Origin of the sequence: Salinibacter sp. (genome assembly GCF_042218895.1) — a bacterium.
Taxonomy (GTDB): Bacteria; Bacteroidota; Rhodothermia; order Rhodothermales; family Salinibacteraceae; genus Salinibacter.
This window is the reverse complement of sequence record NZ_JBDGQQ010000164.1, coordinates 1-19,785: the sequence shown is the minus strand read 5'-3', so window position 1 is coordinate 19,785 and position 19,785 is coordinate 1. Positions and strand designations below refer to the sequence as shown.

Annotated in this window: 18 protein-coding genes; 9 read left to right on the top strand and 9 right to left on the bottom strand. The window is 64.4% G+C overall.

Annotated features, from left to right (window positions below):
* Positions 1 to 32: 32 nt before the first annotated feature.
* The 9 genes from trpA to trpE form a co-directional block, all read right to left on the bottom strand.
* Positions 33 to 863, bottom strand: a complete 831-nt coding sequence (gene trpA / locus ABEL04_RS13585; protein WP_375802934.1) for a tryptophan synthase subunit alpha — start codon at positions 861 to 863, stop codon at positions 33 to 35.
* A 123-nt stretch (positions 864 to 986) separates the two neighbouring features.
* Positions 987 to 2,207, bottom strand: a complete 1,221-nt coding sequence (gene trpB, locus ABEL04_RS13580; protein ID WP_375802933.1) for a tryptophan synthase subunit beta — start codon at positions 2,205 to 2,207, stop codon at positions 987 to 989.
* A gap of 78 nt (positions 2,208 to 2,285) precedes the next feature.
* Positions 2,286 to 2,942 carry a phosphoribosylanthranilate isomerase gene (locus tag ABEL04_RS13575; RefSeq protein ID WP_375802932.1) on the bottom strand — a complete coding sequence of 219 codons (657 nt, stop codon included), beginning with the start codon at positions 2,940 to 2,942 and terminating at the stop codon, positions 2,286 to 2,288.
* Positions 2,943 to 3,005: 63 nt separating this feature from the next.
* Positions 3,006 to 3,818, bottom strand: a complete 813-nt coding sequence (gene trpC / locus ABEL04_RS13570; RefSeq protein WP_375802931.1) for an indole-3-glycerol phosphate synthase TrpC — start codon at positions 3,816 to 3,818, stop codon at positions 3,006 to 3,008.
* 45 nt (positions 3,819 to 3,863) lie between these two features.
* Complete coding sequence (gene trpD, locus ABEL04_RS13565) at positions 3,864 to 4,898, bottom strand: anthranilate phosphoribosyltransferase (protein ID WP_375802930.1); 1,035 nt, start codon at positions 4,896 to 4,898, stop codon at positions 3,864 to 3,866.
* 52 nt (positions 4,899 to 4,950) lie between these two features.
* Complete coding sequence (locus tag ABEL04_RS13560) at positions 4,951 to 5,553, bottom strand: anthranilate synthase component II (protein ID WP_375802929.1); 603 nt, start codon at positions 5,551 to 5,553, stop codon at positions 4,951 to 4,953.
* Between the two features lie 112 nt (positions 5,554 to 5,665).
* Positions 5,666 to 6,700, bottom strand: a complete 1,035-nt coding sequence (trpS, locus tag ABEL04_RS13555) for a tryptophan--tRNA ligase (protein WP_375802928.1) — start codon at positions 6,698 to 6,700, stop codon at positions 5,666 to 5,668.
* A 54-nt stretch (positions 6,701 to 6,754) separates the two neighbouring features.
* Positions 6,755 to 7,237, bottom strand: a complete 483-nt coding sequence (locus tag ABEL04_RS13550; RefSeq protein WP_375802927.1) for a hypothetical protein — start codon at positions 7,235 to 7,237, stop codon at positions 6,755 to 6,757.
* A 106-nt stretch (positions 7,238 to 7,343) separates the two neighbouring features.
* Positions 7,344 to 8,852, bottom strand: a complete 1,509-nt coding sequence (trpE, locus tag ABEL04_RS13545; protein ID WP_375802926.1) for an anthranilate synthase component I — start codon at positions 8,850 to 8,852, stop codon at positions 7,344 to 7,346.
* Between the two features lie 422 nt (positions 8,853 to 9,274).
* On the opposite strand from trpE, the gene ABEL04_RS13540 reads away from it, so the two are divergent.
* The 9 genes from ABEL04_RS13540 to ABEL04_RS13500 all read left to right on the top strand — a co-directional run bounded on the left by ABEL04_RS13540 (position 9,275) and on the right by ABEL04_RS13500 (position 19,678).
* The gene (locus ABEL04_RS13540) at positions 9,275 to 10,513 is read left to right on the top strand and encodes a thioredoxin domain-containing protein (protein WP_375802925.1); all 1,239 of its coding nucleotides are present in this window, start codon (positions 9,275 to 9,277) and stop codon (positions 10,511 to 10,513) included.
* A gap of 96 nt (positions 10,514 to 10,609) precedes the next feature.
* Positions 10,610 to 12,646, top strand: a complete 2,037-nt coding sequence (gene tkt / locus ABEL04_RS13535; protein ID WP_375802924.1) for a transketolase — start codon at positions 10,610 to 10,612, stop codon at positions 12,644 to 12,646.
* A gap of 53 nt (positions 12,647 to 12,699) precedes the next feature.
* Positions 12,700 to 13,251: a cupin domain-containing protein gene (locus tag ABEL04_RS13530; RefSeq protein WP_375802923.1), complete on the top strand. Its 552-nt coding sequence runs from the start codon at positions 12,700 to 12,702 to the stop codon at positions 13,249 to 13,251.
* 107 nt (positions 13,252 to 13,358) lie between these two features.
* Positions 13,359 to 14,165: a YdcF family protein gene (locus tag ABEL04_RS13525; RefSeq protein WP_375802922.1), complete on the top strand. Its 807-nt coding sequence runs from the start codon at positions 13,359 to 13,361 to the stop codon at positions 14,163 to 14,165.
* A 75-nt stretch (positions 14,166 to 14,240) separates the two neighbouring features.
* Positions 14,241 to 15,515 (top strand): MgtC/SapB family protein, encoded by a 1,275-nt coding sequence (locus tag ABEL04_RS13520; protein ID WP_375802921.1) that lies wholly within the window; start codon positions 14,241 to 14,243, stop codon positions 15,513 to 15,515.
* A gap of 64 nt (positions 15,516 to 15,579) precedes the next feature.
* Positions 15,580 to 16,038, top strand: a complete 459-nt coding sequence (locus ABEL04_RS13515) for a hypothetical protein (RefSeq protein ID WP_375802920.1) — start codon at positions 15,580 to 15,582, stop codon at positions 16,036 to 16,038.
* A gap of 208 nt (positions 16,039 to 16,246) precedes the next feature.
* Positions 16,247 to 17,827, top strand: a complete 1,581-nt coding sequence (locus tag ABEL04_RS13510) for a peptide chain release factor 3 (protein WP_375802950.1) — start codon at positions 16,247 to 16,249, stop codon at positions 17,825 to 17,827.
* A 146-nt stretch (positions 17,828 to 17,973) separates the two neighbouring features.
* Entirely contained in the window at positions 17,974 to 19,233 is a 1,260-nt protein-coding gene (locus tag ABEL04_RS13505) for an anion permease (protein WP_375802919.1), read from the top strand.
* A gap of 58 nt (positions 19,234 to 19,291) precedes the next feature.
* Complete coding sequence (locus ABEL04_RS13500; protein WP_375802918.1) at positions 19,292 to 19,678, top strand: hypothetical protein; 387 nt, start codon at positions 19,292 to 19,294, stop codon at positions 19,676 to 19,678.
* Positions 19,679 to 19,785: the final 107 nt, after the last annotated feature.

Genomic DNA, 19,785 nt, shown 5'->3' with positions numbered 1-19,785 from the left:
TGTGCGTCCGGACGCTCGCAGGGACGGAAGGGTCAAGAGGCGGGGGACTGCTCGGCGGTTCCGTACTTGAGACGGCGCGCAAACCGTTCCACGGCCTCAAGACGCTTTGTCTGCGAGTGCGAGGGCTCTTCCCAAAGGTCCGTGACGTGGTTGATCAGCGCGGATCCGACGATAAATCCATCGGTGTGTCGGCTTAACTGCATCGCATCCTCGTGGGTTTTGATCCCGAAGCCTACGAGCAGCGGATTCTGCTGGACCAGCTCCCGGGCGTGCTCCAGGTACTCGTCAACGGTTGGCGTCCCCGAAAGGTCGCTGCCAGTGAGGCCCGTCACGCTCACTGCGTAGACAAATCCTGTGGTCCGCCGGTCCACAGCCACGATGCGCTCATCGGAGGTGTTCGGGGCAATGAGGAAGACCACGTCGAGCCCGTGGTCCGCGGCGGCCTCACAGAGGGGATCGCTTTCCTCGGGGGGCAGGTCCGGAAGAATCAGCCCGTCGACCCCAGCCGCCGCTGCGTCCCGACAAAAGTCCTCGATCCCGTAGGCGAACACCGGATTCACGTACCCCATGAGCAGCAGGGGGGTGTCGCTCTGGGCGCGGAAGTCTTCGGCAGTACGGAGCGTGTCGGGGAGGGACACGCCGTGGGACAGGGCCTGCGCACTGGAGCGTTGGATGGGACGCCCCTCCGCCAGGGGGTCACTGAAGGGCATGCCCAGTTCGATGAAGTCGACCCCTCCTCGATCGAGCGCCCGCAGAATCGGCCCCGTGGCTTCGGGGGTTGGGAAGCCGTCGGTGAGGAAAAGCCCCATGGCCCTCTCGTCTCGGCTCTGTAGATTCCCGAACGTTGTGTCTAAGCGGGACATGCTGTCGTGGACGTTGATACTGTCGTGGACGTTGAAGGTAGGGGACGAACTCGTGGGAGGAGGGCAGGGGGAATAAAACGGCGACGCTCAGGCGCCGCCCGTGTCAGGGCCCACTGGGTCAGGCTAGAGGTGCTCGGCGATCGTCTCCATGTCCTTGTCTCCCCGGCCAGAGCAGTTGAAGACGAGGACCGCGTCCTCGCCCCGCTCCTCCGCCAGTTCCCGGGAAAGCTTGGGGAGCAGGGCCACTGCGTGGGCTGTCTCCAGCGCAGGAATGATGCCCTCGGTGCGGGACAGCAGATCGACCCCCTCCAGGGCCTCCTCGTCGGTCACGGGGTGATAGGCGACTCGCCCCTCATCCCGCAGATGGGCGTGTTCGGGGCCGACGCCCGGGTAGTCTAGGCCCGCGGAGAGAGAGTGGGCGAGGCGCACCTGACCGCCGTTGTCCTGAAGGAGGTAGCTCATTGCGCCGTGCAAAACGCCGGGTGATCCTTCGGCGAGCGTTGCGGCGTGGTTGCCCTGCAGGCCTTCGCCCGCGGCCTCTGCCCCGTGAAGGGCTACCGGCGAGTCGTCCAGGAACGGATGGAAGATGCCGATGGCGTTCGAACCACCGCCCACGCAGGCCGCAATCGCGTCGGGCGTCTCGCGGCCTTCCTCCTCGCGGAGCTGAGCGCGCGTCTCGGTGCCAATCACGCGATGGAAGTCCCGCACCATCGTCGGGTAGGGATGGGGGCCCACCACGGAGCCGATGATGTAGAACGTGTCGTCGGGGTTCGAGACCCAGTCGCGAATCGCTTCGTTGGTGGCCTCTTTCAGGGTTTGGCTGCCGGTGGTTACGGGACGCACCTCGGCGCCCATGAGCCGCATCCGCTCCACGTTGAGCCGCTGCCGCTCCATGTCTTCGGCGCCCATGTAAACGACGCAGTCCATCCCGAACTTGGCACAAACGGTGGCCGTGGCCACGCCGTGCTGCCCGGCGCCGGTCTCCGCGATGATCCGGTCCTTGCCCATCCGGGTCGCCAGCAGGATTTGACCGAGCGTGTTGTTGATCTTGTGGGCCCCGGTGTGGCAAAGGTCTTCCCGCTTCGCGTAGATGCGCGCCCCCCCGATCTCCTCCGTCAGTCGGTCGCAGTACGTGAGAGGGGTTGGGCGACCGGCGTAGTCGCGGAGGAGGCCCTGAAAGTCCTCCTGGAAGCTGGGATCGTCCTTGTAGGTGGCGTAGGCGGCCTCCAGCTCTTCGAGCACCGGCGTCAGGATCTCCGGGACGAAAGCGCCGCCGTAGGAGCCAAAGTGGCCGGAGGCGTCCGGGCCGGTGTCTGTGCGGGACTCAGTGCTAGGGGTAGACATCTAAACAGTGTGCTTGGCGAGGGAGGAGCGGTACGGGGTCTTCGCTGTGCGAGGATGGGCCCCGCGGCGAAGGGGGGCTCAGGCACCTACATCTTCGAGGTCCTGTTGCGCGTCGTGGAAGGCATCCATGAACGTGTCGATTTTCTCGAAGCTCTTCGCTCCGGGGGCGGTCTCGAGGCTGCTCGACAGGTCGACGCCGAAGGGCCGCATCGTGTCGACGGCCCGGCCTATGTTTTCGGCGTCAAGGCCGCCCGCCAGAAAGATGGGGTAGTCCTTTGAAAGCTCGCGGGCCAGGCGCCAGTTGAACGACTCACCGGTGCCCCCCCAGACGCTAGAATTGTGCGTATCGAGCAGGAAGTACTCGGCCACGTCGTCGTAGCGCTCGAAGAGCGTCCGGAGCTGATCGGACGAGGCGTCGTGGCGCACGTGGATGGCCTTGATGGTCGGGCAGTCGACCTGCGCGACGAGTTCGGGGGGCTCCTGCCCGTGCAGTTGAACGAGCTCGAACCCGGCGTCGTCGGCCGCCGTGTTCACGTCCGCCGCGGACGCGTTTACGAACACGCCGACCGGCTTGGGGCCGTGAACCCACTCAATAATGTCGCTCGCGAGCGACGGTGGGGCGTAGCGGGGACTGTCCTCGTGCTGAATGAACCCGAGGTAGTCCGCGCCGGCGCCCGCCAGGTAGCGGGCGTCTTCCAGTTCAGTGATGCCGCAAACCTTCAGCTGGAGGTCCATCGGTTGCTACGTGGCTGCGTAGAATCCATCGAGAGATCGAACAGGAAGTCGTGGGGCGGGGCGTCACCCCGCGCGCTGCGCGGCAATCTTTTTGGCGTCCGCGCGCAATTCGGACAGGGCCTTTCCGGGGGCCTCGGCCCGCATAAAGTGCTCCCCAATCAGCACGCCGTTCACACCAGCCTCGCGGAGACGAACCAAAGTCTCGGGGTCGCTCAGTCCACTCTCCGCGACGCGACCCACATGCGCCGGCACGCGCTCGAAGATGCGGAGTGAACGTTCGAGGTTGACCTCGAAGGTGGTCAGGTCCCGATTGTTCACCCCGAGCACGTTCACCTGATCCCAGTCAATCTTATCGAGGTCGTCGAGCGAGTAGACCTCGACAAGGCAGGAGAGCCCGAGTTCGGTGGCGGCGGCGTGCAGCTCAGAGAGGCGGCCCGGATCAAGGGCCGTAGCAATCAGGAGCACAGCGTCGGCCCCCACCGCCCGTGCTTCGACGAGCTGGTAGGGGTCGACGATAAAGTCCTTCCGGAGCAGGGGGGTGTCCGGCACGTGGGCCCGAATCCAGGCCATGTGCTCGATCGAGCCCTGGAAGTGAAGCGGCTCTGTGAGGACGCTTATCGCCGCGGCATCGTGCTGAGCGTACTGCTGGGCAATGTCCGCCGGGTCGAAGTGGTCTCGGAGGGTCCCCTTCGAGGGAGAGGCCTTTTTGATCTCGGCGATGAACGACATGCCCCGCTCCTTCAGCGCTTCTACGAGGGAGAGGGGCTCCCGCTCGTCGTAGAAGGGACGCTGCTTGAGCTCAGAGACCGGGGTCTCCTGCTTTCGACGCTGCACCAGGTCGCGGGTGTCGTCGATGATGTCGTCGAGAATGCTCATCGAAATTGGGTCGGGGAGGAACAGAGCGCGAGAGGCAGTGGCCCGTTACGTCGAAGCAGCCTCCTGAGAGGCGTCGATCAGGGCCTTGAGGGTGTCGAAGGCCGCTCCTGAATCGATGCTCTCCCGAGCGGCCTCCAGGCACGCGTCGAGGTCGGCGAACCGATCGCTCGTGTGAAGCGCGTACGCGGCGTTCAGCACCACCACGTCCCGCCGGGCGCTACGATCGTCCCCCGTCAAGATGCCCCGCAAAGTGGCAGCGTTTTCCTTGGCCGTTCCGCCCTCCAGCGTAGAGAGGCGCCCACGGTCCATGCCGTGCTTCTCCGGTCCCACCTCTACGCTCCGGGGGACCGGATTGTCCTCGGCCGCGTCGTACTCGAAGAGTGTTGTGGCGGCCGAGACGCTAACCTCGTCCATCCCGTCCTCCGAGTGAAGCGTAATGACGTGGTCCGCGTCGAGCTGTGCGAGGATGCGCACCATCGTCTGGGCCGTGCTCGTGTCGAAGGCCCCCACGATCTGGCGCGTCACGCCGGCCGGATTGCAGAGCGGCCCTAGGATGTTGAAGAACGTACGGACGCCCAGCGACTTGCGCACCGGCATCACGTGGCGCATCGCAGGGTGGAAGAATGGGGCGAAGAGAAACGCAATTCCCGCTTCCTCCAGACAGTGCTCGACGCCCTCTTTTTCGAGGTCGATCTTCACGCCGAGGGCCTCCAGCACGTCCGCGGAGCCGGACTGGGAGGAGACCGAGCGGTTTCCGTGCTTCGCTACAGTGGCGCCGGCGCCGGCGGCAACGAGCGAGGCCGTCGTGGAAATGTTGAATGTGCTCACGCCGTCTCCGCCTGTGCCGCAAAGATCGATGGCGTGCGGATCGTCGACCTCTACCGAGACGGCAAACTCGCGCATCGTCTTCGTAAAGCCGACGAGTTCATCGAGGGTCTCGCCCCGGGTGCGGAGCCCCATGAGGAGAGCCGCAATGTGCTCGGGGCGGGCCTCTCCACCCATCATCTGAGCCATGGCGTCCTGGGCCTCCGCGCGGGAGAGCGGGTCGCCGTCGGCAATGATCCGAAGGTACTCGTCCACGGTGCAGGGGGGCAGTTGAACAGGCAGTGCTGAGAGTTGGCGGAAGGAACGGTCACCGTGCAGGAGATGCTGGGACCTGGTCCCGCACGATCGACAGCCAGTTCTCGATGATTTGGGGACCGGCCCGCGTCATCACGCTCTCGGGATGAAACTGGATGCCGTAGAGGGGCTGGGAGCGGTGCCGGAGCGCCATGACAGCCCCACCCTCCTCGGTCGTAGCCGTAACTTCGAGGTCCTCGCGGGGGAACGTGTCCGGGTCGATCACGAGCGAGTGATATCGCGTGGCCTCGAACGAGGAGTCGACGCCCGCGAAGAGCTCCGTTCCCTCGTGGCAGACCGGACTCGTCTTTCCGTGCATCAGCTCATCGGCCTGGACGATGTCTCCCCCAAACACCTCCCCAATCGCCTGGTGCCCGAGGCACACCCCGAGGATGGGCGTCGTGTCTCCGAGGTGCCGAATCACCGGTTCCGTAATGCCGGCCTCGTCCGGGCGCCCGGGTCCCGGCGAAATGAGAATGCCGTCGGGCGCCCTGTTCTTAACCTCCTCCACCGTCAGATCGTCGTTGCGCACCACCTCCAGGTCGTCGGTGTGCTGGCCGACGAGGTGGACGAGGTTGTAGGTGAACGAGTCGTAGTTGTCGATGACCAGTATCATCGGGGCAGGGATGAGAGGAAGGGAGTACGAGCGCGACCGGAACGTCAGCGGTCATCGGGGGGCAGATCGGGTTGTCCCCAGGTGAGGAGGCTCCTGTTCTGAAGGGAAGGGGTTAGCGAGTACGGACAATTCCTGTTCGTTCGCGCATCCGCTCCATGATGGGCATGACTCGTTCCCGAGCGGTTTCCGCCCCCTCCCGAAGAACGTCGCGGACGTAATCCGGTCGTTTCTTAAGCTCTTTGCGACGGGCCCGGGCCTCCTCAAAACGATCCTCGATGAGGCCCAGCAGCTCCTGTTTTGCGTGGCCGTATCCGTAGCCTCCTTCCCGATACTTCTCGGCGATCTCCTGCTGGGTCTCCTCGTCCGCGAACAGTTTGATGAGGGCAAAAACGTTGCAGTTCTCCGGGTCTTTCGGCTCCTCAAGGGGCGTCGAGTCCGTGACAATGCGCATTACGCTCTCCTTCAGGGCGTCCCCCTCGTCGAAAATCCCGATCGTGTTGTCGTAGCTCTTCGACATCTTCCGCCCGTCGGTGCCGGGCACAACGGCCACGTGGTCAAGGATGTGGGGCTCGGGGACCGGGAACAGAGGCTCGTCGTCGGGACAGTACCGATGATTGAACCGGCGCGCCAGTTCGCGGGCAATCTCAAGGTTCTGCTTCTGATCCGCCCCCACCGGCACGTGCGTGCCGCCGTACGCGAGAATGTCGGCCGCTTGGAGCACCGGGTAGTTAAAAAGTCCTGCGTTGGGCGTCAGGCCGGCGTTGATCTTCTCCTTGTAGGCAACCCCCTTCTCGAGGTAGCTCGTCGGGATCAGGTTGAAGAAGATCCAGGTCAGTTCTGTGACCTCCGGCACGTCGCTCTGGACGAAGAGGGCAGCCTCCTCCGGGTCGAACCCGAGGGCCAGGTAGTCCAGCGCCACGTCGAAGGTGTGCTGCCGGAGCTGGTCCGCGTCCTGCACCGTCGTCATCGCGTGGTAGTTGACGATGAAGTAGAACGCGTCGTGCTCCTTGTGCAGGTCAATGTGCTGGCGGATGGCGCCAAAGTAGTTGCCCAGGTGGAGCCGACCGGAGGGCTGAATGCCGGAGACGACGACCGTTCCGTCCGCCGCCGCGGCGTCTGGGGACGATGTCGTGTCGGGAGCTTCCATGGTGGCGTTGAAAGAAGAAGAGTGAGAAGCGGAACAGGCGAGCGTCGGGATGGACTACGCCTCGAGTTCCTCGGCCCGGCGACGGAGGGCGGAGAGGGCGTCGAGACGATCGGTGCTGTTGCTCTTCACAGCCTCGAGGAGGCCCCGGGTGCGCATCTGGTGTTCGAGGTCGAGTTCGTCGGCCAGGCGGTCGTTGAACTCGGTTTCGAGCTCGTGCAGCCGACGGAGCATGTCCGGGAACGTTCCGGGCAGGGTGAAGTCCTCGGGCTCCAGGCCGGTGCCGTTGGGCGGCGTGCCGCCGCAGCTGAGAACCGTCTCGGACAGCTTGCCCACGTCGGTGCGGGCCGTCTTCTGCAGGCGCTCCAGCACCCCGACGACCCGCTCGTCGCCGCAGGACTGGATGGCGTCGTCGTAGTAGCGATTGAGCTCAATGTGTTGCTCGATTAGCGGGTTCAGGTGCTCCACCGTCTCGGTCCGGCTGAGCGTTTTTCCGGCCCACCCGCGACCTAACAGGGCCTCCTTGATGGGGTTCGGCATGAGCAGTAGGGGAACTTGGTTCAAAAGGGGAGACTCGTACCGCTGTTCAGGGACGAAGTTTGGGAATGAAAGGGCGAACGACGCCTAGAGGACTGTTTCTCCACGATTACAACAATCCGTCGGCGGCCACGCGCATCGCTTGCCGCAGCGCGGCGGCCTTTTCCCGGGTTTCTTCGTACTCACGAGCCGGGTCACTGTCCGCCACGATGCCGGCCCCGGCCTGGACGTAGGCCGTCTCGTCGGTGACCACCATCGTGCGGATGGCGATACAGGTATCGAGGGTGCCGGAGAAGTCGACGTAGCCGACGGCCCCTGCATAGACCCCCCGACGTGAGGGCTCCAGCTTGTCGATGATCTCCATGGCGCGCACTTTCGGGGCGCCGCTCACCGTGCCGGCGGGGAAGCAGGCGGCCAACACGTCCAGGGGGCCTTGATCGGGGGCCAAACGTCCGGCGATCGACGACACGATGTGCATGACGTGGGAGTAGCGCTCGATGTACGCGTACCGGTCCACCTCCACGCTGTCGTACTGGCACACACGGCCAAGGTCGTTCCGGCCCAAGTCGACCAGCATGAGGTGCTCGGCCCGTTCTTTCGGGTCGTTGAGGAGCTCCTCCGCGAGGGCATCGTCCTCGGCCTCATCGTCGCCCCGGGGCCGGGTGCCCGCGATGGGAAGAAGCTCAGCTGTGTCGTCCTGCACCCGCACCAGGACCTCCGGCGACGAGCCCACGAGCGCCAGGTCGTCCAAGTCAAGGTAGAAGAGGTAGGGGGACGGATTTACCTGGCGCAGCGCCCGGTACAGGTTGAAGCGGTCCCCCTGGAACGACGTCGCGAATCGCTGCGACAGCACAACCTGGAAAATGTCGCCCCGCTGCACGTGCTCCTTGGCGGTGCGAACCGCCTCCTCGAACGCGGGCTGCTCAATGTTGGAGACGAGCGCCTCCTGGGTCCAGTCGACGGGAGCAGGGGTGTCGGGCGACTGCTTGAGGTCCGCCTCCAGGGCATCGAGGCGGGCCTGCGCGTGTTCGAACGCCGCGCCAAGATCAGTTTCATCGTCCACGAACACATTCGCCATCAGCACGATCTGGTGCCGTACGTGATCGAACGCCGCTACGGTGTCGTAGAAGCACCATACCGCGTCGGGGAGCCCGAGAGGATCGGGGGGCGGGTCCGGTAGGTCCTCCACGAGCCGGACGGCGTCGTAGCCCAGATACCCCACACCACCGCCCCGAAGCCGGGGGAGATCCGGCACCTCAACCTCTTCGTACCGGTCCAAATACGCGTTCAGAACGTCGAAGATCGTGCCGTCGGGCGCAGGAAGATTCGCCTCCGGAGAGGGGGTCCGACGCTCGTCCACCTCCACGGACGCCCCCGCGTCCCAGGCCTTGACGATGCGGTAGGGATTGCGCCCGAGGAACGAGTACCGTGCCAGCTTTTCGCCGCCCTCGACGCTTTCGAAGAGAAAGCTGTAAGGAGTCTCCTCCCGAAGGGCAAGAAACGCCGAGACGGGCGTCAGCAGGTCGGCGCTACGCCGGGCGTGGACCGGCACGACAACCCGCGAGCGACCCTGATCGCGGGCGAACTCCACGTGGTTCCGGAAGTCATCGAAAGTCATAGGGGAGAAAGATAGACAGCAAAACAAAAAGCCCGCCGCCAAAACGAGGGCAGCGGGTCTGAAAGCCATTCACATCGGAGGCGCAAAACTCACCACACGCGGAAGGGGCTTCCGACCCACGAGCAGGGCCACCAACGCCAGCACTCCTGCAATGTGATGTAGTCTGCGCTCTGCATAGTGCTCCATTATAGGAGCTAGCAGAAGCCTCCGCAACGACGAGATTTGAAATTCAATTGTAGGTCGGCGGGCGACCGAAAAACCTGAGATGAAATCACCGCGAGGAGCCGTTTGGACCCGACCGTCCTCAGTTCCGGGCACTGGGAGGCTGCGTTATGGGCCGAACGGACTGGGGGAACCTGCCTTTCACTCAGGTTTAGGGTTAAGTGTCGTTCAGTCGGCTGTATTTGGCACCTGGCCCCCGCATGGCTCTGGCAGAGACCATCCCCGAACGCGTCCGAAGCTACCGTCCTATTCTGGAGAGCATCATTTTTGGGCTCGCTCTCCTGGGCATCCTGGACGTTGTGCACCTGTACATGCAGCACAACCGTGGATTTGAGCAGGGCTGCTTCGGGTTTTCCACTCTCGAGTCTGGAGGATCAGTCTTTGACTGTGCCGCCGTGACGGGGGGGCCGTCGAGCCAACTGTTCGGCGTGTCCAACATCACCTGGGGATTTGCATTTTATCTGTCGGTCGCGGCCCTTACGGCAATCCTCTTCTGGAGCCGGCCTGCACTGCGGGGCTGGATCCACTCTGCACGGGCGGGCCTGCTCACGGGCGGGTTCTTGTACTCCGGCTATCTCGTCTACCTCCAGGTGGGGCCCATTGGCGCCCTGTGCGCTCTGTGTCTCGTGTCGGCTACCATCGCGACCCTGCTGTTTGGCGTTCAGAGTGCTGCGCTCGCTACTTCCTCCTCACCAACAGAGTCCTCTATGTCGTCTCATCGTTCGAAACGTCAGGCAACAGTTTTTGCGTACCTCGTCGTCGCCACAGCTGTCCTCATTGGGGCCGACGTGACGTACTTTAGCGAGACCTCTACCCCAAACCCCCGTGGTTCGGCACCCTCCGCGACCCCCGCGTCGGCCCAGTGCGAACTCGACACCGCGAAGGACCCGCTCCCGAAGAACGGGTCGTCCCTGGTTGGCTTCCAAGACATCACGAAAGGAAATTCGGACGCCTCCGTGACTGTCGTCGAGTACTTCGATCCCAACTGTCCTCACTGCAAGGACTTTCACGAGGTCATGAAGAAGCTGGTGAAGACCCACCAGGACGAGGTGCAGTTCGTATACAAGCCCTTCCCCCTCCGAGCGTCCTCGCTGCCTGAGATTCAGGCGCTGTACATAGCGAACAGGTCCGGCAAATTCTCCGAGATGCTGGATGCTCAGTACGCTCGGCAGAAACGAGGAGGAATCAATAAGAGTGACCTCCGGGCCATTGCGTCGGACATTGGGATGGACCCGGATGTTCTCCTTAACCGAATCGAAAAGAATGCGCACCGGCAGCAAATCGTGCGGATGCGGAAGCGGGCCATCAACATTGGGGTTGAAAGCACCCCGACGGTGCTCGTCAACGGGCACTTTGTACGCTCCCGTTCTCTGGAGTGCATGAAAACCTTCATCAGCCAGGCACAGGCCGGTACTCTTGCCAGTTCAGCGTCAAAGTGAGCGCTTCCGACCACCGCTCCCGAGGAGCAGACCGGGTGCACCCGATTGCGCCCGGTTTTTTCTATGTCTACGCTTCCACAAATCCCTTCCCCTCTGATGCCCGACCCTTCCGTCGACACGTTGAATACGACCGACATCGCCCAGCGCACCATCAACACGATCCGCGGCTTGGCCATGGATGCCGTGCAGGTGGCCGAGAGCGGGCATCCCGGAATGCCGATGGGGGCCGCTCCCATGGCGTATGTGCTCTGGACCCGGCACCTGACGCATAACCCTGAGGATCCGTCCTGGCCTGATCGAGACCGATTTATTCTGTCCGCCGGACACGGCTCCATGCTGCTCTACGCCCTACTGCACCTCACGGGGTACGACCTCTCGATGGAGGCAATCAAGAACTTTCGGCAGTGGAACAGTCCTACCCCGGGTCATCCGGAGAATCACCTTACCCCCGGCGTTGAAGTGACGACGGGGCCGCTGGGCCAGGGCTTTGCAAATGGGGTCGGGATGGCCCTCGCCGAGCGCTACCTCGCCACCACGTTTAATACTGACGACCTATCGCTGGTCGATCACCACACCTACGGCATCGTGAGTGACGGGGACTTGATGGAGGGCGTGTCTTCCGAGGCGGCCTCGCTCGCGGGCCACCAGGGCCTGGGCAAGCTGGTGTATCTGTACGACGACAACGAGATTAGCATCGACGGGAGCACTGATCTGGCGTTCACGGAGGACGTGGGCCAGCGATTTGCCGCGTACGACTGGCACGTGCAGCGCGTGGACGACGGCACCGACCTTGACGCCATCGATGACGCCCTCACCCGAGCGAAGGCGGAGACCGATCGCCCGTCGCTGATCACCGTGTCCACCCACATCGGCCACGGAAGCCCCAACAAGCAAGACACGGCTGCCGCTCACGGGAAGCCCCTCGGGCCCGACGAGGTGCGCCGCACGAAGCGCAATCTCGGCTGGCCGGACGACAAGAGCTTCTACGTCCCCAACGAGGTCTACGAGCATATGGGAACGGCCCGTGCCGACGGGGCGGCGGCGCAGGCGGCGTGGGAGGAGCGACGAGAGACCTACGAGGCCCGCCATCCGGAACGGGCGGCCATGTTCGACCGATGGATGGAGGGCACGCTTCCGGAGGGGTGGGACGAGGGCCTGCCGACGTTCGATGTCGGGGACGAGCTTGCGACCCGAGCCGCCAGCGGGCAGACGCTCGATCGACTCGTTCCCCAGACTGAGGGTGTTCTTATCGGGGGCTCCGCCGACCTCACCGGGTCGAACAAGACCAAGGCCGACGGACAGCGCATCCAGCAAGCGGACCAGCCTGGAGGCTCGTACGTGCACTTCGGGGTGCGGGAGCACGCCATGGCAGGCGCGGCCAACGGAATTGCGTTGCACGGGGGCGTTCGGCCGTACGTGGGCACCTTTCTGATCTTCAGCGACTACCTGCGTCCCTCCCTGCGGCTGGCCGCCCTGTCGGAAGCCCCTGTAACCTACGTCTTCACGCACGACTCGATCGGCCTCGGAGAGGACGGCCCGACGCACCAGCCCGTCGAACATTTGGCGATGCTTCGGGCCACGCCGAACATGACCGTCATCCGGCCTGCGGACGGGCCGGAGGTGGTGCAGGCCTGGCGAGCGGCCCTGCATCGAACGGACGGCCCCACCGCCCTCGTCCTCACCCGCCAGGACCTGCCGGTCCTGGAGCGGCCGAACACCGGCGCAGAAGGGCTCCGCCGAGGCGCCTACGTGCTCTCGGACGATTCAGGAACGCCCGATGTTATTTTGATCGGGACGGGGAGCGAGGTGCAGCACGCCCTCGGGGCCGCTGCCCGCCTGCGAGAGGACGACGGGATCGACGTGCGTGTCGTCAGCATGCCGTCCTGGGAGCTTTTTGAGACGCAGCCCGAGAGCTACCGGCATGAGGTGCTGCCCCCATCCGTGACGCTCCGGGTCTCCGTGGAGGCCGGCGCCACGACCGGATGGGCCCGGTACGTGGGTCCGGACGGCCGCGCCCTCGGTCTCGACCAGTTTGGGGCCTCTGCCCCGGGAAGCACCAACATGAAAAAGTACGGCTTCACCGCTGAGCGCGTGGCCGACGCGGCGCGCGAGGTGACCACGCAGGCTGCGTAGGACGATGGAGCTTCGCCCTCTGCCTGTCCCCCGAGCATCGCCGCCTCAGTGTTGTGTCCATCCCCGACGCCTTCGCCGACATTCTCCGGGAGCCGGAGGTGCGGACGCAGCGCTTTTCCGATGACGGCACGTTTCCTAACAACGAGGACCTGCCCGTTCCCGTCTTCCGGCAGGCCTTTCAGCACACCCTCAGAGGTCCGGACTCGACGATGACGCGCGTGTTTCAGGCCCATGAGTGGAGGGGATGCTGGCGGAACGGCATCTTCTCGTACCATCACTACCACAGCACCGCCCATGAAGTCCTCGGCGTCACACGGGGCGACGCCCGGATTCAGCTGGGTGGTCCAGAGGGGGCTGCCGTCAACGTGGAACGGGGGGATGTGCTCGTCCTCCCGGCGGGCGTGGCTCACAAGAACCTCGGGGCCGCCTCAGACTTCCGAGTCGTAGGCGCCTACCCGGACGGGCGAGAGTGGGATTTGAACCGGGGACGCCCCAACGAGCGTCCCCAGGCCGACCGCAACATTGAGCAGGTGCCCTGTCCGTCGCACGACCCCCTCTACGGCCCCGACGGGCCGTTGCGGACGCACTGGGGATCCACCGAATAGCTCTCTGAGCGGGAGACTGGTGGCCCACGAGAAGGGCAGTCGTGCCCGTCCGCCCGCAACTCGCCTACGCCATTTGCTTTCCCACCAGAACGCGTCGAGGCCCGGCCATGTCGCTGTTTCTGTCGAAGGTGCTGAGCCTGCTCATCCACCCGCTGTCGCTGGGACTGCTTCTTCTGGTGGGAGCCGGGCTGGCCTCGTCCCTAGGGTGGCGAATCAGTTCGACAATCTTTGGGCTCGGACTGCTGGTCCTGTGGGTGCCGTCGACACCGCTCGTTTCGGACTGGATCCGGGGCACGCTTGAGTCACGCTATCCTCCGGCGCCGGTGGAGGAGGCCCCGCCGGCCAACGCCATTGTGGTTCTGGGCGGCTCGGTGGGCGCGCCCCGCCCTCCTCGCGTGTATCCCGACCTCCACGAGGCGGCCGATCGGGTGTGGCACGCGGCCCGGCTCTACCGGGCAGGTAAGGCCCCGCTCATCATCGCAAGTGGGGGGGCGCTCCCCTGGAAGGATCAGCAGTTCCGGGAAGCGCCTGTGATGCAACGTCTGCTGACGAGCTGGGGCGTGCCGGCCGACTCGGTGGTACTGGAATCGTCCAGTGCCAACACGTACGAAAACGCCACGCGCACGGCTGAAATCGTCGAGGAGCGCGGGTTTGATCGCGTCCTTCTCGTAACTTCGGCGCTGCACATGCGCCGTGCCCTCGCCACGTTTCGGAGTGCAGGGGTGGACGCACTTCCCGCGGCCACGGACTACCAAGTTGTCGAGAGGAAACCGACCCTTCTCCGCCTGCTGCCCAGTGCGGGGGCGCTGGCTGGAAGCACGGCAGCCATTCGGGAGTACGTGGGATACTGGGTCTACGATTGGCGAGGGTGGATTGTGAGCCGAAGGAAACGGGCCGGAACAGGACTCCAGTGACGGATCGAGCCCCGCAGTGCCCCCGTTTGTCCGTGTCCGCCGTTCACACACCTTGCCTGAGAGAGCGGTCCGCTCGTGGAGCCCAATCTCACACAACTTGCCTACCGGTTCGGGACGGCCCTCGTCCTGGGACTCTTCATGGGCCTGCAGCGGGAATACGCGTACCGGCGGAGGGGGGACGAGGGGGGAGAGCTTATGGCCGGCGCCCGGACCTTTCCGATCATCGCGCTGCTCGGGGCGGCGTCGGCCCTCAGTGCCACCGAACTGGAAGGAGGGGGCCCCTTCGCGGCCGCCCTATTCGCGGTGGGACTGCTCCTGGCCATCGCTCACTTCCGGCAGGCCCAGGAACGGGACACGGGCCTCACGACCGAGATGGCTGCGCTCGTGGCGTTTTTTACCGGGGCGCTTTGCTACTGGGGACACATCCGGCTCGGGGCCGCCCTCGGCGTCGGGACGGCCGTTCTCCTGTCCCTGAAGGTGCAGACCCGTGCACTGGCCCGAACCCTGGACCGGGAGGACATCGTCGCAACCCTCAAGTTCGCGGTCATCACGGTCATCGTGCTCCCCCTGCTCCCGCGCGAGGGCCACGGGCCGGCTCCGTTCGACGTGCTGGTGCCGTACAACGTGTGGCTGATGGTCGTGCTGATTTCCGGCATCAGCTTTCTCGGATACGTGCTCATCAAGTGGGTAGGGCCCCGCCGAGGGGTTGGGCTCACGGGGATTCTTGGGGGGCTGGCTTCCAGCACGGCGGTCACACTGAGCGTCGCCGAACGGAGCCGAGATACGGAAGGCTTGGACCGGCCCTTCGCCCTGGCGGTACTGCTGGCCTGGGCCATCATGTTCGCTCGTGTCATCGTCGAGGTCGCCGTCGTCAGTCCCCCCTTGCTCGCGACCGTCTGGTTGCCCATCCTGGGCGTAGGGGCGGCCAGCCTGGCCTACTGCGGATACCTCTACAGGGTGCAGCCGTTGGGGGAGAGCGACGAGCCGCAGACGGTTCGGAATCCGTTCCGCCTGGTCCCCGCCATCACGTTCGGGGTTCTGTACGCCGCCATCCTCGTCCTGTCAAACTGGGCTCAGTCCTACCTTGGCGACGCCGGCGTCTACCTGTCGAGCCTGGTCGCGGGCCTGGCGGACGTGGACGCCATTACCCTCTCGATGGCCCGGCTGCACGAGAGTGGCGACCTGTCGGCCGCCACGGCCACCCAGGCCATCGTTATCGCGGCCGCGGCCAACACGGTACTGAAGGGCGGCATCGTGGCACTCACGGGAACGTCGGGGCTGCGGCGGGCCGTCGTGCCGGGGCTTCTCCTCATCGTCGGGGCTTCGGTCGGAGCGGTTCTTCTCGTCTGAACGGCACCGCGGACCCCTCGATCAATGCGAAAAACGAGTCCGGTGTGCGGTGTTACGAGGCATCATGCGCACGTGCATTCAGGTCTTGGCTGGAGTGGCCGCACTGGGAGTCCTGTGCGTGTCCGCGGCGGTGGGGCAAGGAAAAGCCCCTCCCGACTCGGTGGACGAGTGGCACGAGGATGCCTGGACCCGCATTGTGGAGCAGAACGGGGTCCACATCAGTTACATTTTCTATCCGGAAGCGAACAACAAACACAACGGCGTCGTGCTCCGGCTCGAGAACGAGAACGACACGGCCGTCCGGTACTCATTCACCCTCATCTTCCGGGCGCCGGAGACCGACACGACCACACAGGTACAGGGTACGCTCCGGGCTGGCGCAATGAAAACGGGAGAAGAGAGTGGCCTTTTCTGGGTCCCGTTCAAAAAGACCGGATACACCATCGGGGAGATCGGCCTTCGGGGGCTCGACGTCACCCCGGTCCGTGATCCCCGTGGATCCGCGGCGCACGTGAGGCACTAGTCAGGAAGGGTGAATGCTTCTTGGAAACTCGCGCGGGAAGGAGGGCACGGAAAACCGTCGCCGGCCCAAGTTCGTAGCCTAAAATTGTGCCTCTTTGGAGAAGAAAAACGTCGCAGCCCGTCGAACAATTGCCACCCTACTCGTGAGCACGACTGATACTGCGCCGGACACTGCGGCCGCCGCGCCGCCCCCCCAGGTCGACCCGGAACTGCAGAAGGAGATCGACCGCCGGCGCACCTTCGCCATCATCAGCCACCCGGACGCCGGCAAGACGACCCTCACCGAGAAGCTTCTGCTGAAGGGGGGCGCCATCCACGAAGCGGGGGAGATCAAGGCCCGCAAGGCCGACCGTTTCGCTCTCAGTGACTGGATGACGATGGAGAAGGAACGGGGCATCAGCGTCACCTCCTCGGTGATGAAGTTTCCGTACCGGGACTACGAGCTCAACCTGCTCGACACCCCGGGCCACCGCGACTTCTCGGAGGACACGTACCGCGTCCTTACGGCCGCCGACAGCGTCATCATGGTACTCGACAACGCGAGCGGAGTCGAGTCGCAGACGGAGAAGCTGATGGAGGTGTGCCGGATGCAGGACACCCCCATCATCACGTTTGTCAACAAGATGGACCGCCACGGTCTGCCGCCGCTCGACATCCTCGACGACATCGAGCAGACGCTCGATCTGGAGACCGTGCCGCTGTCCTGGCCCATCGGCATGGGCAATCGCTTCCGCGGCACCTACAACCTGTACCGGGACGAGCTACACCTCTTCTCCCACGCCGACATGGAGGGGGAGCACGAGCGCCTGCCGATCGACGACCTGGACGATCCCCGGCTCGATGAGGTGCTGGGCGACCAGGCCGAGGACCTTCGCTTCGACGTCGAGCTGGTCCGGGAGGCCGGCAACGAGTTGGACCTCCAGGAATACCGCGCAGGCCAGCAAACGCCGGTCTTCTTCGGCAGTGCCCTCAGCAACTTTGGGGTGGGCGACATGTTCGACACGTTTATCGAGATCGCCCCGCCGCCCCAGCCTCGCCCCACGGTGACCCGCGAGGTGTCGCCCTACGAAGAGAACTTTACCGGGGTGGCGTTCAAGATCCAGGCGAACATGGACCCGAAGCACCACGACCGCATGGCGTTCGTGCGCGTTTGCTCGGGGAAATTCGAGAAGGGCATGGAGGTGATTCACCACCGCACCGGGCAGACGATGCGGCTCAACAACGCCACCACCTTCATGGCGCAGGACCGCGAGGGGGTGGACACGGCGTATCCGGGCGACATCATCGGCATCATGAGCCACGGGCGGGTCAAGATCGGCGACAGCTTCTCCGAGAACGAGCCGCTCCACTTCACGGGCGTGCCCAGCTTTGCGCCGGAGCACTTCCGCAAAGTGCGCCTCGATGATCCATTCCGGGCCAAGCATCTCGGAAAAGGCTTGAAGCAGCTGAGCGAGGAAGGGGCCATCCAGGCCTTCCGGCCGCTCCGCGGCAACGACTACATCCTCGGGGCGGTGGGGGAGCTGCAGTTCGACGTGACCCTCGAGCGTCTCGAAAACGAATACAACGTCGAGGCGCACCTCACCGGAGTGCCGTACACGTGCTGTCGGTGGGTCCACGGGCCGTCCGAGGACATGGAGGACTTTGAGGGCGAAAACATGGACAACCTCTTCCGGGATGCCGACGGGGACCTGGCCTATCTGGGCCTGAGCGACTTCCGGCTGGAACGCACAATGGACGACTGGCCCCGGATCACGTTCGCCTCCACGAAGGAGCACACGGCCGAAGAGTAGGTGTTGAGGGGACCGGCGGCTGGAAGGCGAGAGTGTTCGGGGTTCGGAGGGGAACGAAGGGAGGCTGCTCCGCAAGCTTGTGCAGTGTTCGTTTGAACGCGAATGTGGTCCTGCTTGGAGGGCAGGACACCATCCGTGGTGTACCCATGATCGATCCACTTCTCGCTGGGGGCATCCTCATTGCCTGCTTTGTCGCATTCAACATCGGCGGGTCGACGACCGGCCCCGCGTTTGGGCCGGCGATTGGGGCGAACGTGCTATCAAAGACTACTGCCGGGGCCCTGATGGGCGTGGCGTTTTTTGTCGGGGCCTACACGATTGGACGACGCGTGGTGGACACGCTCGGGACGGAGCTGGTCCACGACCCGTCTGTATTTACCCTAGAGGCCAGCATCATCGTTCTGTTTTTCACCGGTGGGGCGCTCCTCATCGGCAACCTGTCGGGGGCGCCGGCCTCCACGTCCATGACCGCCGTAGGCGCCATCATCGGGCTCGGCCTCGCCACGGGAGAGCTCAACCTCGCTGTGGTTGGCGAAATTCTGGCCTGGTGGATTCTCTCGCCCGTCATCGGGTTTTGGATGGCGGTCATGGTCGGGCGCTACGGATACGACGCACTGGATCGACTGATCGCCATCGAGCAGAGTGACGGTCCCCTGGTGGTCTTCAAGCGCGTCGAGAGGGTTCGGCCCGTGATTCGTCCGGGAGGCCCACAACCAGTGACTCTCGAACGGGCCAGCGTGATGGTTCGTCCCGCTCTTGGCCCCAATACCTCTCGACGAGAATTTTTCGGGACGATGGTCCTGATAAGCATCGGCTGTCTGATGGCTTTCAGCTCTGGAACGAGCAACATTGCCAACGCCATTGCCCCTCTCGTGGGAAGTGGGGCTCTCGCGATGAATCCGGGCATCTTCATCGGCTGTGGGGCCGTGGCCATCGGGGCCCTCACGATTGCCCGCCGGACGATGGAAACCCTGGGCAACGACATCACCGACCTTCCGCTCACGGCCGCGATTGTGGTGGCGGTGCTGAGCTCTACGATCGTGATTCTGTTATCGATGATTGGCATCCCGGCGAGCTTCGTCGTGGTGGCGACAGTGTGCATCGTGGGCCTCGGCTGGGGACGATCCACCAATGCCGTATCGGTGGCCGACGCCGTTCGGGGTGAGGTGTCGCCCAGGGTTTCGCTCGACGCACTGGCGGCGGACGACGAAGCCCCCACGGTTGGGGATCCGGCGAAGGGCCAGGGTCCGGAACTCGGCCCCGAGCACCCTGAGGCAGATCGATCCTCGCCCTCGGAGCTCTTCGATCCCGGAACGACTGCGCGGGTCATTCTAATGCAAAATATGGTACCAATCATTGCGACCACCGGCTCGTACCTGACGTTCCTCCTCTTTGGCGCAGTGTAGAGTTGGAGACGGGCTGCTGCACTCGAGACAAGTTGAACGAGCGAACCAAACGGAGCCCATGCAGCTGCGAGGCCGTCAGACCCAGTTCTACATCGACGTCATTTACGGCATTGGCTTTGCCGGGGCATTCGCCTATCTCTTATTCGTCGACATGGATCCCCGTATCGCCGCCTTTCAAGGGGGACTCGTGCTCGGATATATTCTCCGCGTTTGGGAGAACATGACCATTTATGAGCGAATCCTCCACGAGGAGGTGGCCGCCGAGGCGGAGGTCGCCGTGGCCGAAGAGGCTGAAGAAGCCGTGGCCGAAGAGGCTGAAGAAGCTGTGGCCGACAGGATCGAGGGAGAGGTGGAGGAGCGCTTAGAGGCGGAGATCGACGAGCGGGTCGCCGAGGAGGTCGAGGAGAAGATGGATAACCGTCCCTCGCCGCGCGGCGGCGAGTAGAACGCGCTCCCCAGAGCTGAGCCGGGAAACGGCCTAAACGCCATCCCTTCTCGTCAGGGCGATTGCATCTTAAAATCCCTGGAGTAGATGCTCTCGGTAGCCGTCGT

Excerpts from the sequence above, each read along its gene's own strand:
- trpE (WP_375802926.1), bottom strand. The coding sequence starts at position 8,852 with ATGACTTTCGATGACTTCCGGAACCACGTGGAGTTCGCCCGCGATCAG.
- trpB (WP_375802933.1), bottom strand. The coding sequence starts at position 2,207 with ATGTCTACCCCTAGCACTGAGTCCCGCACAGACACCGGCCCGGACGCC.
- tkt (WP_375802924.1), top strand. The coding sequence starts at position 10,610 with ATGCCCGACCCTTCCGTCGACACGTTGAATACGACCGACATCGCCCAG.
- ABEL04_RS13575 (WP_375802932.1), bottom strand. The coding sequence starts at position 2,942 with ATGGACCTCCAGCTGAAGGTTTGCGGCATCACTGAACTGGAAGACGCC.
- ABEL04_RS13500 (WP_375802918.1), top strand. The coding sequence starts at position 19,292 with ATGCAGCTGCGAGGCCGTCAGACCCAGTTCTACATCGACGTCATTTAC.
- ABEL04_RS13540 (WP_375802925.1), top strand. The coding sequence starts at position 9,275 with ATGGCTCTGGCAGAGACCATCCCCGAACGCGTCCGAAGCTACCGTCCT.
- trpC (WP_375802931.1), bottom strand. The coding sequence starts at position 3,818 with ATGAGCATTCTCGACGACATCATCGACGACACCCGCGACCTGGTGCAG.
- ABEL04_RS13560 (WP_375802929.1), bottom strand. The coding sequence starts at position 5,553 with ATGATACTGGTCATCGACAACTACGACTCGTTCACCTACAACCTCGTC.
- trpS (WP_375802928.1), bottom strand. The coding sequence starts at position 6,700 with ATGGAAGCTCCCGACACGACATCGTCCCCAGACGCCGCGGCGGCGGAC.
- ABEL04_RS13550 (WP_375802927.1), bottom strand. The coding sequence starts at position 7,237 with ATGCCGAACCCCATCAAGGAGGCCCTGTTAGGTCGCGGGTGGGCCGGA.
- ABEL04_RS13525 (WP_375802922.1), top strand. The coding sequence starts at position 13,359 with ATGTCGCTGTTTCTGTCGAAGGTGCTGAGCCTGCTCATCCACCCGCTG.
- ABEL04_RS13515 (WP_375802920.1), top strand. The coding sequence starts at position 15,580 with ATGCGCACGTGCATTCAGGTCTTGGCTGGAGTGGCCGCACTGGGAGTC.
- ABEL04_RS13505 (WP_375802919.1), top strand. The coding sequence starts at position 17,974 with ATGATCGATCCACTTCTCGCTGGGGGCATCCTCATTGCCTGCTTTGTC.
- trpA (WP_375802934.1), bottom strand. The coding sequence starts at position 863 with ATGTCCCGCTTAGACACAACGTTCGGGAATCTACAGAGCCGAGACGAG.